The following is a 15,896-nucleotide window of genomic DNA, read 5'->3' on the forward strand; positions in this document are numbered from 1 at the left end:
GGACACCGCAGCCATTCGTGCAAGAAAACGGACGTTTCTGCCATGGCCGAATCCGCCGCTTCGCCGATCACCGTGGCCCTGCTGGCCACGCCCGACAGCACCGCCTCGACGCTGTACGGCTTCCTCGACTGCCTGGCCAGCACCCGGCGCGACTGGAGCCTGCTGCACGGGCAGCCGCTGGTCGCCTCCCCGTTCCGGCCGCTGCTGGTGGGCCGCGGCCGGGACACCTTCACGGCGGCCAACGGCGTGCGCATCACGCCCGACGCGACGCTGGCCGAGTGCCCGGCGCCGCAGGTGCTGTGCATCACCGACCTGGTGGTGGCGCCGGGCGAGCCGATCGCCGATCGCTACGCCGAGGAGGTGCGCTGGGTGCGCGAGGCGCACGGCCGCGGCGCGCTGGTGTGCAGCGCCTGCTCCGGCGCGGTGCTGCTGGCCTGCACCGGGCTGCTCGACGGCCTGGACGCCACCTCGCACTGGGCCTACTGCGACGCGCTGCGGCGGCTGCACCCGCGCACGCGCTGGCACCCCGAGCGCGGCCTGGTGACGGCGGGCGAGCGGCTGCTGATGGCCGGCAGCGGCGTGGCCTGGCACCTGCTGGCGCTGGCGCTGATCGCGCGCTTCGCCGGCCCGCAGGAGGCCATGCAGGTGGCGCGCATCTACCTGATGGACCCGGCCGAGACGGCGGCCACGGCCTACGCCTCGCTCACGCACGGCGGACGCGCGGCCGACCCGCTGGTGGCGCGCTGCCAGGCCTGGGCGGCGCAGCACTACCCGAGCGAGTCACCGGTGGCGCAGATGGTGGCGCTCTCGGGCCTGGCCGAGCGCACCTTCAAGCGCCGCTTCACGCAGGCCACCGGCATGACGCCGCTGGAGTACGTGCACACGCTGCGGCTGGAGGAGGCCAAGCAGATGCTGGAGTCCGGCGACGCGCCGGTGGAGGCGGTGGCGCAGGAGGTGGGCTACCAGGACGCCGGCTTCTTCGGCCGGCTGTTCCGCCGCCACGTCGGCCTGACGCCGGCGCAGTACCGGCGCCGCTTCGGCCAGCTCTCGCGCCGGCTGCACGATTTACAGGGCTCGCCCCGCCTGGCGGCTCCGTCCCGCCACTTCGATACCCTGGCGCCATGAACACCAAGACCCCCGCCTACGACGACCTCGCCGCCGCCAACCGGCGCATCCACCGCCTGGAGCACCTGCAGTCCATCGCCTACTGGGACCAGGCCGCCGTGATGCCGCCCAAGGGCAGCGAGGCGCGCGCCGCGGCGCTGGCCGAGCTGGGCGTGCTGATCCACGGCCAGCGCTGCGAACCGGCGCGGCGCGACCTGATCGGGCGCGCCGCGCAGGAGCCGCTGGACGACGACCAGCAGGCCAACCTGCGCGAGACGCGGCGCGAGTTCGAGATGGCGACCGCGCTGCCCGCGGCGCTGGTGGAGGCGAAGCAGATCGCCGGCTCGCGCTGCGAGCACGCCTGGCGCCGCCAGCGCCCGGCCAACGACTGGCCCGGCTTCGCCGAGAACCTGCGCGAAGTCGTGAGCCTCGCGCGCCAGGAGGCCGAGCTGCTGTCGCAGCACTTCGGCTGCTCGCGTTACGACGCGATGCTGCAGCGCTACGAGCCGGGCATGAGCAACGCCGAGCTGGAGCGGCTGTTCGGCGACCTGGCGTCGTGGCTGCCGGGCCTCGTCACGCAGGTGCGCGAGAAGCAGTCGCGCGAGGACGTGATCGAGCCGCAAGGGCCCTTCGACATCGGCGCGCAGCGCGCGCTGTGCGAGCGGGTGATGCGGCGCCTGGGCTTCGACTTCGAGGCCGGGCGGCTGGACGTGAGCGCCCACCCGTTCTCCGGCGGCGTGCCCGAGGACGTGCGGCTGACCACGCGCTACCGCGAGGACGAGTTCATCACCAGCCTGATGGGCACGATCCACGAGACCGGTCACGGCCGCTACGAGCAGAACCTGCCGCGCCCGTGGCTGGGCCAGCCCATGGCGCAGGCGCGCTCGATGGCGATCCACGAAAGCCAGAGCCTGAGTTTCGAAATGCAGCTGGGCCAGCACCCGGGATTCGTCGCCCAATTGGCGCCGCTGCTGGTGGAAACCTTCGGCGACCAGCCGGCATTCGAAACGGAAAACCTGCAGCGGCTGCTCACGCGCGTGAAGCCGGGTTTCATCCGCGTCGATGCCGACGAATTGACCTACCCGGCGCACGTGCTGCTGCGCTGGGGCATCGAGCGCGCGCTGATCGAGGGCGACATCGAGGTCGCCGACATCCCGGCGCTGTGGGACGAGCAGATGATGAAACTCCTGGGCGTCGATACGCGCGGCAATTACCGCGACGGCCCGATGCAGGACATCCACTGGACCGACGGCAGTTTCGGCTATTTTCCTTGCTACACCCTGGGCGCGATGTACGCGGCGCAGTGGTTCGCGGCGATGCGCCGGGCGCGGCCGGCGCTGGACGAGGACATTGCCCAGGGCAATTTCACGCCGATATTCGACTGGCTGCGCGAAAACATCTGGCAATCGGCCAGCCGCTGGACCACCGCCGAGTTGACGCAGCGCGCCAGCGGCGGGGCGCTGGATACCGTGCATTTGAGGCGGCATCTGGAGTCGAGGTATCTGGGTGAATGATCATGGAATTGATTTCTGAATACTACATTTTCAGATTCTCAGAATGGGCCTGAAATGAATTCGCAAGCTCCCGATCGTGCGCAGGTGATGGCGCTGTTGCGTCAGGCGGAACCTCGAATTCGCGGATTCGGTGTGTCCCGGTTGGCCCTGTTCGGCTCCGTGGCCCGCGGCGAGGCCCGGCCCGGGAGCGACGTGGACCTGCTCGTGGAATTTGGGCCCGGACAAAAATCCTTTGACCGGTTCATGGCGCTGACCGATTTCCTGGAAGACCTGTTGGGACACCCGGTGGAAGCGGTCACCACCGAGGCGTTGAGTCCGTACATCGGGCCGCACATTCTCTCGGAGGCCGCGGATGTCCTTCGAGCCGCTTGAATACTTGCGCCATATTCTCATCGAGGCGGCGTACCTTGATGCTCAAAGCTCGAAAACGGATCGGGATTCCTTTCTTGCCGACCTTACGCTGCAACGTGCATTCGTTCGCAGTCTGGAAATCATCGGGGAAGCCTCAAAAAAAATTCCGGATGAATGGCGGTCTCGTCATTCGGAAATAGAGTGGCGTGCCATGGCCCGCATGAGAGATCGTCTGATTCATGCCTATTTCGGCGTTGACCATGAGTTGATCTGGGATGTGGTCATCAACAAGATCCCCACACTGAGAATGCAAGTCGAGCGCATTCTCGATGAAAATAATGGTGCTGCGGCCAAGGCTCCTGAGTGAGTGCGGGTGTAATAAAACATTTCACAAACCTGAAACCATCTTTTCAGCGGCCTGCTTTCCAATGACGCTGGGTGGTGCTGCGCGGTGGGTGTGCAGGGGCCTTGAGGGTTCCTGCATTTTCCGCCGGCAGCCAGTTTGTTTGCGTCATGAACCCGGTTCGCAGCCGAACCGGCAAAACGGAAGGTTGGCAAGGATGTTCGCCATCGACCTGAGCCTGGAAGAGCAACTGCACGTCGAGCACGGCGGGCGCGTCTTCATCGTCGAGGAGATTCCCGGCCCGCTGTGGCGGGTGGTGTCGGTATCGAAGCACGGGCCCGAGATCGTCGTGAAACCCGACGACGCCGAAGGTTTCAATTTTCAGCGCGAAGCGCACATGAATGCCGTGGCCGCGGCCCGCGCCAGCCATGGCCCGGTCCTGCTGCGGGAAAGCCGGCTCAGCTACGAGATCGATTTCAAGTGCGTCAACACCGGCGTGGCCTGGCGGCTGCGCATGCTCGAAGACCACCAGGCGGTGGGCGAGGAATTGTTCCCGCTGAATTACGAGCTCAAGGATTCCCAGGAAGCCTTCTATGCGGCGCACGAGGCGGCACTGATGGCAGGGGAGAGCTGGATGGCGGCGCAGGCCTGATCTCTTGTTCGTGATCCATGGGCCCAGCGGCTGATGGCGTCGGCCGCTGGGCCCATTTCATTGCCGGTGGTAATGATCGAACCAGTGATTCAAGCCGCGCCCCGGCACCGGTGCACCTCCACCGTCACGTGCCGCAGTGACTGCAGATGCTCCAGCCGCGCCCGGTATACCGCCGGCGCCAGCGGCGCGTCGGCCACCACCGACGCCACCACCGACCACGCATCCGGCCCCACCTGCCACACGTGCAGGTCGGCCAGTTTCGCGTCGCCGTCGCTTTCGATGGACTGGCGCACCTGGGTGCGCAGTTCGGTGCTGGCGGTGGCGTCCACCAGGGCGTGCGCCGACACCTTCAGCACCCCGACCGCCCAGCGCGAGATGACGGCCGCGCCCAGCAGCGCCACCAGCGGGTCCAGCCAGCGCCAGCCGTAGAGCAGCCCGCCGGCCAGCGCCGCGATCGCCAGCACCGAGGTCACCGCGTCGGCCAGCACGTGCAGGTAGGCGGCGTTGAAGTTGTGGTCGTGGTGGCCGTGGCCGTGGCCGTGGCCGTGTGCATGGCCGTGTCCGTGCGAGTGCCCGTGGGAGTGGGCGTGGCCATGGTGGTCATGGCCGTGGTGTTCGTGCTCGTGGCCGTGGTGCTCGTGGTCGTGATCGTGGCCATGCCCGCCGTGCGCGCCGCGGTGCAGCAGCCAGGCGCTGCCCAGGTTCACCAGCAGGCCCAGCACGGCCACGGCCATGGCCTCGCCGTAGGCGATGGGGTGCGGATGGAGCAGGGTGCTGATGCCGTCCACCACCAGCCAGGCCGACACGGCCAGCAGCAGCAGCCCGCTGGTGTAGGCGGCCAGCACCTCGATCTTCCAGCCGCCGAAGGCGTAGCGCTCGTTGCGGTGCGCGCGCTGCGCCAGCCGCGCGGCCAGCAGCGCGCCGCCCAGTGCCAGGGCGTGCGTGCCCATGTGCCAGCCGTCGGCCAGCAGCGCCAGCGACCCGCTCCAGGCGCCGGCGATCAGCTCGGCGGCCATGGTGGCCAGGGTCAGCACCGTCACCGCCAGCAGGGCGCGGGATCGGCTCTCGGCGCCGGCGTCCTGCCAGTCGTGGCTGTGGTGGAACGGGGAGAGGTCGTGGGTGTGCTGCCGGGACATTCCGCCATCGTAGGCGGGCGCACTGACCCCGCCGGCAGCGGCGGCTTGGAGCGGCGTCTCAGGCGTTGTGCGTGGCCCAGACGCGGCTGCTGCCGTCGCGCCGGACCAGCAGCACGTCGAAGCGGTCGCGGCGGCCGCCGTACTCGGGGCCGTCCATGCCGGGCGAGCCCACCACCATGCCCGGCACGGTCAGCGCCAGCGCGTCGGCCGGGCGCTCGCGCAGCAGGCGGCGCACGTCGGCGGCGGGCACGTGGCCCTCCAGCACGTAGCCCTCGACCACGGCGGTGTGGCAGGAGGCGAACTTCGCGTCCAGCCCCAGCTTCGTGCGCTGCACGCCGGGGTCGGGCACCTCGGTCACGCGCAGCTCGAAGCCGGCGCCCTGCATGTGCGCCACCCAGTCCTTGCAGCAGCCGCAGGTGGGCGATTTCCAGACCTGCACCGGCGTCGCGGCCGCAGCGGGCGTGGCGGCGCGCGCGCCGCGGCTGGCGCAGGCGGCAGCCAGCAGGAGGAAACCGCTGCCGTGCAGGAAGCGGCGGCGGGCGGCGTGGACGGTGTCGGCGGGAGCGGCGAGGTGCTTCATGGAGGCCAGTGTGGGGGAGGGGGTGCCGCGGCGTCCTTGACGTTTTTCAAGGCCGCCGGGCTTGCGCCGCAGCACGGGCGCGAAGCTTGCCGCAGCGCGGCGAACGCGTGCAGCACCCGCAGTCAAGACCTCGGTCGGGGGCCGGAAGTTCCCCACCTACAATGCGCGCCGCCCGACGGCGCCCCGGCGGCGCTTCTTCCTTGTCTCTGCGGACCCAGCATCCAGGACCGAACCCCCATGAGCACTTCCGACCCGAGCACCCCCGACCTGTCGCACGTCGCCCCGCGCGAGAAGGCCGAGATCCTGGCGCAGGCGCTGCCCTACATCCGCCAGTTCCACGGCAAGACCATCGTCATCAAGTACGGCGGCAACGCCATGACGGACCCGGCGCTGCAGCAGGACTTCGCCGAGGACGTGGTGCTGCTGAAGCTCGTCGGCCTGAACCCGGTGGTGGTGCACGGCGGCGGCCCGCAGATCGACGAGGCGCTCACGCGCGTGGGCAAGAAGGGCCAGTTCATTCAGGGCATGCGCGTCACCGACGAGGAGACCATGGAGGTCGTCGAGTGGGTGCTGGCCGGCCAGGTGCAGCAGGACATCGTCGGCCTGATCAACGCCGCCGGCGGCAAGGCCGTGGGCCTGACCGGGCGCGACGGCGGGATGATCCGCGCGCGCAAGCTCAAGATGGTGGACCTCAACGACCCCGAGAAGCTGCACGACGTGGGCCAGGTCGGCGAGATCGAGAGCATCGACCCCAGCGTGGTCAAGGCGCTGCAGGACGACCAGTTCATCCCCGTCATCAGCCCCATCGGCTTCGGCAAGGACAACGAGTCCTACAACATCAACGCTGACCTGGTCGCCGGCAAGCTCGCCGAGGTGCTGCGCGCCGAGAAGCTCGTCCTGCTGACCAACATCAAGGGCGTGCTCGACAAGCAGGGCCAGCTGCTGACCGACCTCACCGCCAGGCGCATCGACGAGCTCTTCGCCGACGGCACCATCTCCGGCGGCATGCTGCCCAAGATCGCCTCGGCGCTGGACGCCGCCAAGAACGGCGTGCATGCCGTGCACATCATCGACGGGCGCGTGCCGCACGCCATGCTGCTGGAGATCCTGACCGACCAGGCCTACGGCACCATGATCCGCTCGCATTGATGGCGGCCAGGTCGGGCGCGGCGCCGCGCGCCGCGCCGCGGGTCTGGCTGTTCGACCTGGACAACACGCTGCACGACGCCTCGGCGGCGGTGTTCGGCGTGCTCAGCCCGGCCATGACGGACTACATCGCGCGCGAGCTCGCCCTCACGCACGCGGAGGCCGACGCGCTGCGCCGGCGCTACTGGCAGCGCTACGGCGCGACGCTGCTGGGGCTGATCCGGCACCACGCCGTGAAGCCCGCGCATTTCCTGCACGACACGCATCAGCTGCCCGGGCTGGAAGAGCGGCTGCGCAAGCACGCGCACGACGCGGCGGCGCTGCGGCGGCTGCGGGGCCGCAAGTACATCCTGACCAACGCGCCGCGCGCCTACGCGCTGCGGGTGCTGGGCGCGCTGGGCCTGCGCGACCTGTTCGACGGCGTGCTCAGCATCGAGGACATGCGCGTCTTCGGCCAGTGGCGGCCCAAGCCGGACACGCGCATGCTGCGCCGCGTCTGCGTGCGCCTGGGCGTGGCGCCACGGCACTGCGCGCTGGTGGAGGACACGCTGGAACACCAGAAGGGCGCGCGGCGCATCGGCATGCGCACGGTGTGGATGCAGCGCTGGCTGCACCGCGCCGGCGCGCCGTGCTCGGCACGCCCGCCCTACGTGGACAGGCGCGTGCGGCGGCTGTCGGCGCTGTGTCGCTGAAACCACACCGCGCGGCGCCGTAAACCTGCGGCGCCGCCTCGGCAACCCGTTGTTCCGATGGATTTCCCGGACGGCCCGGCCGGCGCCGGGCTGCACAGAATGGCCCGATCACCACTTGTCGGGGGATCGCCACCATGTCGGAACCGAGTCCAGCCGCCATCGCGGGCGACCGCCTTCCCCTGGCCCTGGTGGCGCGCAAGCCGCGTCCGCGCCCGGGCGAGCGGCGCACGCAGATCCTGCAGGCGCTGGCCGCCATGCTGGAGCAGCCCGGCAGCGAGCGCATCACCACCGCGGCGCTGGCGGCGCGGCTGGAGATCAGCGAGGCGGCGCTGTACCGCCACTTCGTGAGCAAGGCGCAGATGCTGGAGGCGCTGATCGAGTTCATCGAGACCAGCGTTTTCACATTGCTGAACCAGGTCGCGGAGCGCGAGAGCGCCGGCCTGCCGCAGGCGCGGCGCTCGCTGGCGGTGGTGCTGCAGTTCGCCGAGCGCAACCCGGGCATGGCGCGGCTGATGGCCGGCGACGCGCTGGCCTACGAGGACGAGCGGCTCAACGCCCGCATGAACCAGTTCTTCGAGCGGCTGGAAAGTCAATTGCGCCAGAGCCTGCGCCAATCAGGCGCGCCCGGCGCCGCGGCCGACGCGCAGGTGCAGGCCTCGCTGCTGTGCGCCTTCGCGCTGGGGCGGCTGCAGCGCTTCGCGCGCTCGGGCTTCAACCGCGCGCCCACCGAGCACCTGGAAGCCGCGCTGGCGCTGGTGCTGCGCTGAGGGACGCACACTGCTGCCGCGATGAGTGGCGGTGAAGGAAGCATCGAAGAAGGCATCGAGCGCGGCGGCGAGCGGTTGATGCCGCTGGCCGAGCGCGCGCTGTGGTGGCCGGCGCGGCAGGCGCTGCTGGTGGCCGACGCGCATTTCGGCAAGGCCGCCGCGTTCCGGCAGCTGGGCGTGCCGGTGCCGCAGGGCACCACGGCGCGCAACCTGGAAGTCCTTTCAACATTGATTGAGCGCCACGGCGCGCGGCGGCTGCTGGTGCTGGGCGACTTCCTGCACTCGGCGCATGCGCACGACGCGCCGGACACGCTGGCGGCGCTGGCCGCCTGGCGCGCGGCGCACACCGACCTGGCCATCACGCTGGTGCGCGGCAACCACGACGACCGGGCCGGCGACCCGCCGCTGTCACTGGCCATCGAGGTGGTGGACGAGCCGCTGCGCCTGGGCGGCCTGGCGCTGTGCCACCACCCGCGCGCCGTGCCCGGCGCGTACGCGCTGGCCGGGCACCTGCACCCGTGCGTGACGGTGGGCCGCGGCTTCGAGCGGCTGCGGCTGCCGTGCTTCCATTTCGGGCCGAAGGTCGGCGTGCTGCCGGCCTTTGGTGCCTTCACCGGCATGCACCCGGTGCGGCCCGCGCGCGGCGACGCGGTGTTCGCGGTGGCGGGGGAAGTGGTGCGGCGGGTGTAGGCGGCGCCACCGGAGCGGGCCGCGGCCTTGCTGCGCCTTGCCCGGCGCGCCGAAGGCGGCCGGCGAGCGCTGGCTACACTGCGCAGCCCTCCCGGGGAAACCGCTTTCAGACCCGCTTTCAACTCCGTTTCACGACCCGTTCGCCATGTCCAACCTCGACACCCTGATCGCGCGCGCCGAGGCGCTGCTGAACCGCCTGGAGGCCGTGCTGCCGCAGCCGCTGGGCGCGCCGGACTGGGACGCCTCGGTGGCGTTCCGCTACCGCCGCCGCCGCGGCGCGGGGGTGCTGGAGCCGGTGCGGCACGTGGCGACGATCCGGCTGTCGGATCTCAAGGAAGTCGAGCCGCAAAAGGAGCGGCTGCTGCGCAACACGATGCAGTTCGTGGCCGGCAAGCCCGCCAACAACGCGCTGCTCACCGGCGCGCGCGGCACGGGCAAGAGCTCCCTGGTGAAGGCCTGCCTCAACGAGCTGTCGCCGCAGGGCTTGCGGCTGATCGAGGTGGACAAGGCCGACATGGTGGACCTGCCCGACTTGGTCGAGCTGATCGCCACGCGCCCCGAGCGCTTCATCGTCTATTGCGACGACCTGAGCTTCGACGAGGGCGAGCCGGGCTACAAGGCGCTGAAGTCGATCCTGGACGGCTCCGTGGCGCAGGCCAGCGACAACGTGCTGATCTACGCCACCAGCAACCGCCGCCACCTGCTGCCCGAGTACATGAAGGAGAACCTGACCTACAAGCACACCGCCGACGGCGAGGTGCATCCGGGCGAGGTGGTGGAGGAAAAGATTTCCCTCTCCGAGCGCTTCGGGCTGTGGGTCAGCTTCTACCCGTTCAGCCAGGGCGAGTACCAGGCGATCGTGGCGCAATGGCTGCGCAACCTGGAGGTGCCCGAAGACCAGATCCCGGCCGCGCAGAAGGCCTCCCTGGTCTGGGCGCTGGAGCGCGGCTCGCGCTCGGGCCGGGTCGCCTACCAGTTCGCGCGCGACTGGGCCGGGCGCTCGCATGAGGGCGACGCGGCCGCGCCGGCACCGGCGCCGGCCGCCGGCGACGACGACGCGCCGCAGGGGCTGGACCATGTCTGAGGCGGCGAATGCCGGCGGCCAGGCCGTCGTGCAGGGCGCGGCGCTGAACGGGCGCACGCCGGTGGACGTGGCCGTGGGCGTGCTCATCGAGCGCGACGCCGCGGGCAGCGAGGGGCGCTTCCTGCTCACGAGCCGGCCCGAAGGCAAGGTCTACGCCGGGCACTGGGAGTTTCCGGGCGGCAAGCTCGAAGCCGGCGAGACGGTGGAGGAGGCGCTGCGCCGGGAACTCCACGAGGAGCTGGGCATCGACATCGACGTGGGCTCGGTGCGGCGCTGGCACGAGGAAATCTTTGATTACCCGCACGCGCTGGTGCGGCTGCACTTTTGCAAGGTGTTTGCCTGGCGCGGCGAGTTCGAGATGCGCGAGGCGCAGCAGATGGCGTGGCAGACGCTGCCGGTGCAGGTGCGGCCGGTACTGCCGGGCACCATCCCGGTGCTGCGCTGGTTCGCGCAGGAGCGCGGCCACGCCGGGCCGACCCATACCGACTGAGTACACTGAAACGATGGATTGGCTGGACGAAGTGAAGTGGGATCGCGACGGCCTGGTGCCGGCGATCGCGCAGGAGGCCGGCAGCGGCGACGTGCTGATGGTGGCGTGGATGAACCGCGAGTCCCTGGCGCTGACCCTGGAGCGCGGCGAGGCGGTGTACTGGAGCCGCTCGCGGCAGCGGCTGTGGCACAAGGGGGAGGAATCGGGCCACGTGCAGCAGGTGCACGAGATCCGCCTGGACTGCGACGCCGACGTGGTGCTGCTGAAGGTGACGCAGCGCGGGCACGAGCCCGGCATCGCCTGCCACACCGGGCGCCATTCCTGCTTCTACCGGCGCCTGGAAGACGGCGCCTGGAGCGCCGTGGACCCGGTGCTCAAGGACCCGGAGCGCATCTACAAATGAGCGAAGAACAACAGCAAAGCCCCTTCAACGACGCGGTGCTGGCGCGGCTGGCCGAGGTGATCGAGTCGCGGCTGCCGGCCAACGGCGGCGACCCGGCCAAGAGCTACGTCGCCAAGCTCTCGGCCAAGGGCCTGGACGCGGTGCTGAAGAAGGTGGGCGAGGAGGCGGTCGAGGTCGTGATGGCGGCCAAGGACGGCGCCCGCGACAAGGTGATCTACGAGGTGGCGGACCTGTGGTTCCACAGCCTGGTGGCGCTGGCGCAGTTCGGGCTGCGTCCGTCGGACGTGCTGGCCGAGCTGGCGCGGCGCGAGGGGCTGTCGGGGCTGGAGGAGTTCGCCAGCCGCCCGGGCTGACACGGCGCCGGGTCTCTTTCATCCATTCACAGGAGATCCGCCATGGCGCTGCCGCCGGAGCTTTCACCGCAGACCGTGCCCGACTGGGAGCGCGACCGGCACCTGCGCACCGTGGGCCAGATCAGCTACGCGCTGCACGCCATCGTGGCCGTGGGCGCGGTGCTGCCGGCCTTCCAGCCCAGCGTGCTGCTGCTGGTGGCGGCCTTCATCCTGGACCTGGTGAAGAAGGACGACGCGGCGGGCACCTGGCAGCAGTCGCACTTTCGCTGGCGCATCCGCAGCGTGCTGTGGGCCGCGGGGCTGTACCTGTTGACGTCGCCGCTGTGGCTGCTGTTCCTGGCGCCGGGCTGGGTGGCCTGGGGCGTCATTTCCATCTGGTTCCTCTACCGCGTGGTGCGTGGCTGGCTCGCCCTCAACGAGCGCCGGCCCATGCCCGACTGAAGACAACAAACGAAGCGACACGCCGACCATGAGCACCGATCCGAACTGCATCTTCTGCAAGATCGCCGCGGGACAGATCCCGTCGAAGAAGGCCTACGAGGACGAGGAGATCCTGGCCTTCCACGACATCCAGCCCTGGGCGCCGGTGCACCTGCTGCTGGTGCCCAAGGCGCACATCGCGTCGATGGTCGAGGTCGGGCCGGAGCACGCGCCGCTGCTGGGCAGGATGATGGCGCTGGGCCCGCGGCTCATGCGCGAGCAGGGCGTGACCAACGGCTTCCGCACCATCGTCAACACCGGCGCCGACGGCGGGCAGGAGGTACCGCACCTGCACATCCACTTCATCGGCGGCCCCAGGCCGTGGAACAAGGGCTGAGCCGGCGGCTCCAACTGCACGCAAGCGTGATTTCAGGCAAGCCCGGGCGGGCGGGGCAGGCATGCGCCGCCGCCTAGAATCTCGGGATTGAACAAGGAGTTCCGGACATGGGTTCTTTCAGCATCTGGCATTGGCTGATCGTGCTGCTGGTGGTGGTGCTGATCTTTGGCACCAAGAAGCTCAAGAATTTGGGCGGCGACCTCGGCGGCGCGGTCAAGGGTTTCAAAGACGGCATGAAGGGCGCGATGGATTCGGAGACGCCCGCGCCTCCGCAGCAGGTGACGATCAACAAGTCCACCGACCCCAACACGGTGGACGTCGAGGCCAAGACCAAGTCTTGAGCCCCGGGCGGCGCGGCCGCGGCTCCCGTGCCTGGCGCGGGGCGCCGGCCGCGCTTCTTCTTTGTCCCCCTGCGGCGCCGCGGCGCCGCATACTGTTTTCAGCCGGATGATTGATCTTGGAATCGACAAGCTGGCGCTCATCGGCGCGGTGGCGCTGATCGTCATCGGCCCGGAGAAGCTGCCGAAGGTCGCGCGCACGCTGGGCCACCTCGTGGGCAAGGCGCAGCGCTACGTGGCCGACGTCAAGGCCGAGGTCAACCGCTCCATCGAGCTCGATGAACTCAAGAAGATGAAGACGCAGTTCGAGGATGCGGCGCGCAACGTCGAACAGAACGTGAGCCAGGAACTGCACGACACCACGCGTGACCTGGAGCAGAGCTGGAAGCAGGCCACCACGGGCCTGGAAGGCGGCGCCGGCGATACCGGTTCCAGCTACGAGCCCCCGCCGCCGCAGTACCAGCATCCGCGCAAGAACTGGCGGCTCAAGCGTGGCGCCATGCCGCAGTGGTACAAGCAGCGCAACGGCGTGCGCACGCGCGCGCAGTCGGGCGCGGCACGGGTGGCGCGCTTTCGCCCGCCGCGTGCGTCCTCATGAGCAGCCCGAGCCCCAACAAGGACGAACTGGAAGGCACCGAGCAGCCGTTCGTCGAACACCTGGTCGAGCTGCGCGACCGCCTGATCAAGGCGCTGCTGGCCGTGGGCATCGTCTTCGGCGTGCTGGCCCTCTATCCGGGCCCCGGCGCGCTGTACGACCTGCTGGCCCAGCCGCTGGTGGCCAACCTGCCGGAGGGCGCGACGCTGATCGCCACCAGCGTCATCTCGCCGTTCCTGGTGCCGCTCAAGATCACGATGATGGCGGCGTTCCTGATCGCGCTGCCGGTGGTGCTCTACCAGGTCTGGGCCTTCGTGGCGCCGGGCCTGTACTCGCACGAAAAGCGGCTGGTGCTGCCGCTGGTGCTGGCCAGCACGGTGCTGTTCGCCATCGGGGTGGCGTTCTGCTACTTCTTCGTGTTCGGGCAGCTGTTCAAGTTCATCCAGAGCTTCGCGCCCAAGAGCATCACCGCGGCGCCGGACATCGAGGCCTACCTCAGCTTCGTGCTGACCATGTTCCTGGCCTTCGGCGTGGCCTTCGAGGTGCCGGTGGCGGTGGTGGTGCTGGCGCGCGTGGGCGTGGTGAGCCTGGATCAGCTCAGGGCCTGGCGCGGCTACTTCATCGTGCTGGCCTTCGTCATCGCCGCCATCGTGACGCCGCCGGACGTGGTGTCGCAGCTGGCGCTGGCGGTGCCGATGTGCCTGCTCTACGAGCTGGGGATATGGGCGGCGAAGCTGTTCATCAAGGCCACCAAGGCGCCCGACGAGGAGGAAGCCGGCAACGGCAGCGACAAGGCAGCCTGAAGCGGTGCACTCCCCAACGAAAAGGCGGCCCCGACCGGGCCGCCTTTTTCATGGCCATGGGCCCTGAGCCGCTTGCGGATCAGGGCTCCCGCTGGCCCGGCCTGGGCCGCTGGCCCACGGTCAGCTTGAGCTCCAGCGCCTGGTTGCCGCGCTGCACGCCGATGACGGCGTCGCTGCGCGGCTTGAGCGCGGCCACGGCGCCGAGCAGCTGCGCGGTATTGGCCACCGGCCGCTCGCCGACCTTGGTGACCACGTCGCCGGGCTTCATGCCGGCCTTGCCGGCCGGGCCGTTCTGCAGCACGCCGGAGATGAGCACGCCCTCGCGCACGGGCAGGTTGAAGCTCTGGACGAACTCGGGCGTGAGGTTCTGCGGCTCCACGCCGATCCAGCCGCGCGTGACCTGGCCGTCGCGGATGAGGCTCTCCATCACCTGGCGCGCGGTGTCGGAGGGAATGGCGAAGCCGATGCCCAGGTTGCCGCCGCTGCGCGAGAAGATGGCGGTGTTGATGCCCACGAGCTGCCCGCGCGTGTCCACCAGCGCGCCGCCGGAATTGCCGGGGTTGATGGCGGCATCGGTCTGGATGAAGTTCTCGAAGGTGTTGATGCCCAGCTGGTTGCGCCCCAGGGCGCTGACGATGCCCGAGGTCACCGTCTGCCCGACGCCGAAGGGGTTGCCGATGGCCAGCACCACGTCGCCGACCTGCAGCGCCTCGGTGGCGCCGAAGGTGATGGCGGGCAGCCGCGGCAGGTCGATCTTGAGCACGGCCAGGTCGGTTTCGGGGTCGGCGCCCACGAGCCGCGCCTGCGCCTGGCGGCCGTCGGGGAGCTGTACCTCGATGTCGTCGGCATCGTCGATGACGTGGTTGTTGGTCAGCAGGTAGCCGGCGCTGGAGACGATCACCGCCGAGCCCAGCCCCTTTTGCTGCGGCATCGGGCCCTGGCCGTCGCGGAAGAAGAAGCGGAACCAGGGGTCTTCGCCGTGCGGATTCGGCTGCCGGCCGCCCTGGCGCGTGGCGGCGCTCTTGCGCGCCACGACGCTGGCCACCGTGGGCGCGGCCACGCGCGCCGCGGCGCTGTAGCCGGCACCGCCCGGCACCGAGGCGCCCGGCGCCGGCGGCGTGGCGCTGGCAATCGCCACGACTTCGGGCGCGACCTGGCCCGGCGCATGCTGCAGCCATTGCGGCTTGAGCGTGTTCACGACGAACAGCGCCGCGACGGCCACGGTGGTGGCCTGCGAGAAAATCAGCCAGGTTCTGCGCAGCATTGAAAGGAAGCGGGCAATGGGCAGCGTGCAGCGTGCCGAGATGGAGCAATACCTGAACCAGGCACTGGCGGCGGACCGCTTCAAGGATTATGGGCCGAACGGGTTGCAGGTCGAGGGCCGGGCCGAGGTGCGCCGACTGGTGTCGGGCGTGACCGCCAGCCGCGCCCTGATCGAGGCGGCGATTGCCGACGGCGCCGACGCGATCCTGGTGCACCACGGCCTGTTCTGGCGCGGCCAGGACGGCCGGCTCACCGGCTGGCTGGCCGAGCGCGTGCGGCTGCTGATGGCGCACGGCATCAACCTCTTCGCCTTCCACCTGCCGCTGGACGCGCATGCCGAGTGGGGCAACAACGCGCAGCTCGGCCTGCAACTGGGCCTGGCGGCCGACGCGCGTTTCGGCGAGCAGGACCTGGGTTTCATCGGCGACGGCGGTGGCGTGCCGCTGCAGGCGCTGGCTCGGCGTGTCCAGGACCGGCTGGGCCGCGCGCCGCTGGTGCTGCCCGGCGACGGGCGGCCGCTGCGGCGCATCGCCTGGTGCACGGGCGGGGCGCAGGGCTGGTTCGAGGCGGCCATCGCCGCCGGCGCCGACGCCTTCCTCACCGGCGAGGTGTCGGAGCCACAGGCGCACCTGGCACGCGAGACGGGCGTGGCCTTCCTGGCCTGCGGCCACCACGCCACCGAGCGCTACGGCGCGCCGGCGCTGGCCGCGCACGTGGCCGAGCGCTTCGGCTTGCAGCACCGCTTCATCGACATCGACAACCCGGCCTGACACCC

General features: G+C 70.2%; 22 protein-coding genes. 19 read left to right on the plus strand and 3 right to left on the minus strand.

The genetic code is table 11. The annotated features are described in order from the left end of the window. Nucleotides 1-42 precede the first annotated feature (42 nt). The 5 genes from FJ694_RS16440 (at nucleotide 43) to FJ694_RS16460 (ending at nucleotide 3,964) form a co-directional block, all read left to right on the plus strand. Complete coding sequence (locus FJ694_RS16440) at nucleotides 43-1,125, plus strand: GlxA family transcriptional regulator (RefSeq protein WP_157268325.1); 1,083 nt, start codon at nucleotides 43-45, stop codon at nucleotides 1,123-1,125. Further along, on the plus strand, nucleotides 1,122-2,618 hold the full coding sequence (locus tag FJ694_RS16445; protein ID WP_157268326.1) for a carboxypeptidase M32: 1,497 nt from the start codon (nucleotides 1,122-1,124) through the stop codon (nucleotides 2,616-2,618). Before FJ694_RS16440 ends, FJ694_RS16445 begins: the two co-directional genes overlap by 4 nt. A 54-nt stretch (nucleotides 2,619-2,672) precedes the next feature. Continuing rightward, entirely contained in the window at nucleotides 2,673-2,990 is a 318-nt protein-coding gene (locus FJ694_RS16450; protein ID WP_157268327.1) for a nucleotidyltransferase family protein, read from the plus strand. Next, nucleotides 2,971-3,336 carry a HepT-like ribonuclease domain-containing protein gene (locus tag FJ694_RS16455; protein ID WP_157268328.1) on the plus strand — a complete coding sequence of 122 codons (366 nt, stop codon included), beginning with the start codon at nucleotides 2,971-2,973 and terminating at the stop codon, nucleotides 3,334-3,336. Before FJ694_RS16450 ends, FJ694_RS16455 begins: the two co-directional genes overlap by 20 nt. Nucleotides 3,337-3,529: 193 nt before the next feature. Further along, nucleotides 3,530-3,964 carry a hypothetical protein gene (locus FJ694_RS16460; RefSeq protein ID WP_157268329.1) on the plus strand — a complete coding sequence of 145 codons (435 nt, stop codon included), beginning with the start codon at nucleotides 3,530-3,532 and terminating at the stop codon, nucleotides 3,962-3,964. 89 nt (nucleotides 3,965-4,053) lie between these two features. Here FJ694_RS16460 and dmeF read toward each other — a convergent pair whose 3' ends face one another. Together dmeF and FJ694_RS16470 are read right to left on the minus strand one after the other, a co-directional pair. After that, on the minus strand, nucleotides 4,054-5,100 hold the full coding sequence (dmeF, locus tag FJ694_RS16465) for a CDF family Co(II)/Ni(II) efflux transporter DmeF (protein ID WP_157268330.1): 1,047 nt from the start codon (nucleotides 5,098-5,100) through the stop codon (nucleotides 4,054-4,056). A gap of 58 nt (nucleotides 5,101-5,158) precedes the next feature. Next, the gene (locus tag FJ694_RS16470; protein ID WP_157268331.1) at nucleotides 5,159-5,680 is read right to left on the minus strand and encodes a DUF411 domain-containing protein; all 522 of its coding nucleotides are present in this window, start codon (nucleotides 5,678-5,680) and stop codon (nucleotides 5,159-5,161) included. Between the two features lie 237 nt (nucleotides 5,681-5,917). On the opposite strand from FJ694_RS16470, the gene argB reads away from it, so the two are divergent. From argB to tatC, 13 genes are all read left to right on the plus strand, one after another. Beyond that, nucleotides 5,918-6,829, plus strand: coding sequence for an acetylglutamate kinase (argB, locus tag FJ694_RS16475; protein ID WP_157268332.1), 912 nt, complete (start codon nucleotides 5,918-5,920; stop codon nucleotides 6,827-6,829). Continuing rightward, nucleotides 6,829-7,518, plus strand: a complete 690-nt coding sequence (locus FJ694_RS16480) for a pyrimidine 5'-nucleotidase (protein WP_157268333.1) — start codon at nucleotides 6,829-6,831, stop codon at nucleotides 7,516-7,518. The genes argB and FJ694_RS16480 overlap by 1 nt, the downstream gene beginning before the upstream one ends. 134 nt (nucleotides 7,519-7,652) lie before the next feature. Then, nucleotides 7,653-8,285, plus strand: coding sequence for a nucleoid occlusion factor SlmA (gene slmA, locus FJ694_RS16485; RefSeq protein WP_157268334.1), 633 nt, complete (start codon nucleotides 7,653-7,655; stop codon nucleotides 8,283-8,285). Nucleotides 8,286-8,306: 21 nt separating this feature from the next. Further along, nucleotides 8,307-8,975: a ligase-associated DNA damage response endonuclease PdeM gene (pdeM, locus tag FJ694_RS16490; protein WP_157268335.1), complete on the plus strand. Its 669-nt coding sequence runs from the start codon at nucleotides 8,307-8,309 to the stop codon at nucleotides 8,973-8,975. Between the two features lie 145 nt (nucleotides 8,976-9,120). After that, nucleotides 9,121-10,059, plus strand: a complete 939-nt coding sequence (locus FJ694_RS16495) for an ATP-binding protein (protein ID WP_157268336.1) — start codon at nucleotides 9,121-9,123, stop codon at nucleotides 10,057-10,059. After that, nucleotides 10,052-10,549, plus strand: coding sequence for an NUDIX domain-containing protein (locus FJ694_RS16500; protein WP_157268337.1), 498 nt, complete (start codon nucleotides 10,052-10,054; stop codon nucleotides 10,547-10,549). Before FJ694_RS16495 ends, FJ694_RS16500 begins: the two co-directional genes overlap by 8 nt. Nucleotides 10,550-10,562: 13 nt before the next feature. Beyond that, complete coding sequence (hisI, locus tag FJ694_RS16505; RefSeq protein WP_157268338.1) at nucleotides 10,563-10,952, plus strand: phosphoribosyl-AMP cyclohydrolase; 390 nt, start codon at nucleotides 10,563-10,565, stop codon at nucleotides 10,950-10,952. Next, nucleotides 10,949-11,305, plus strand: coding sequence for a phosphoribosyl-ATP diphosphatase (locus FJ694_RS16510; RefSeq protein WP_157268339.1), 357 nt, complete (start codon nucleotides 10,949-10,951; stop codon nucleotides 11,303-11,305). Before hisI ends, FJ694_RS16510 begins: the two co-directional genes overlap by 4 nt. Before the next feature lie 42 nt (nucleotides 11,306-11,347). Continuing rightward, entirely contained in the window at nucleotides 11,348-11,746 is a 399-nt protein-coding gene (locus FJ694_RS16515) for a DUF4870 family protein (protein ID WP_157268340.1), read from the plus strand. Nucleotides 11,747-11,774: 28 nt separating this feature from the next. Continuing rightward, the gene (locus FJ694_RS16520) at nucleotides 11,775-12,122 is read left to right on the plus strand and encodes a histidine triad nucleotide-binding protein (protein WP_157268341.1); all 348 of its coding nucleotides are present in this window, start codon (nucleotides 11,775-11,777) and stop codon (nucleotides 12,120-12,122) included. Nucleotides 12,123-12,229: 107 nt separating this feature from the next. Further along, the gene (tatA, locus tag FJ694_RS16525) at nucleotides 12,230-12,463 is read left to right on the plus strand and encodes a Sec-independent protein translocase subunit TatA (RefSeq protein ID WP_157268342.1); all 234 of its coding nucleotides are present in this window, start codon (nucleotides 12,230-12,232) and stop codon (nucleotides 12,461-12,463) included. A 106-nt stretch (nucleotides 12,464-12,569) separates the two neighbouring features. Beyond that, entirely contained in the window at nucleotides 12,570-13,058 is a 489-nt protein-coding gene (gene tatB / locus FJ694_RS16530; protein ID WP_157268343.1) for a Sec-independent protein translocase protein TatB, read from the plus strand. After that, the gene (tatC, locus tag FJ694_RS16535) at nucleotides 13,055-13,858 is read left to right on the plus strand and encodes a twin-arginine translocase subunit TatC (RefSeq protein WP_157268344.1); all 804 of its coding nucleotides are present in this window, start codon (nucleotides 13,055-13,057) and stop codon (nucleotides 13,856-13,858) included. Before tatB ends, tatC begins: the two co-directional genes overlap by 4 nt. Before the next feature lie 79 nt (nucleotides 13,859-13,937). On the opposite strand, the gene FJ694_RS16540 is transcribed toward tatC, so the two are convergent. Beyond that, nucleotides 13,938-15,122 (minus strand): S1C family serine protease, encoded by a 1,185-nt coding sequence (locus tag FJ694_RS16540; protein ID WP_157268345.1) that lies wholly within the window; start codon nucleotides 15,120-15,122, stop codon nucleotides 13,938-13,940. Between the two features lie 16 nt (nucleotides 15,123-15,138). Here FJ694_RS16540 and FJ694_RS16545 point away from each other — a divergent pair, with 16 nt between their 5' ends. Further along, nucleotides 15,139-15,891 (plus strand): Nif3-like dinuclear metal center hexameric protein, encoded by a 753-nt coding sequence (locus FJ694_RS16545; protein WP_157268346.1) that lies wholly within the window; start codon nucleotides 15,139-15,141, stop codon nucleotides 15,889-15,891. Nucleotides 15,892-15,896 lie beyond the last annotated feature (5 nt).

It is taken from the genome of Azohydromonas aeria (genome assembly GCF_009760915.1).
GTDB classification, from domain to species: Bacteria; Pseudomonadota; Gammaproteobacteria; order Burkholderiales; family Burkholderiaceae_C; genus Azohydromonas; species Azohydromonas aeria.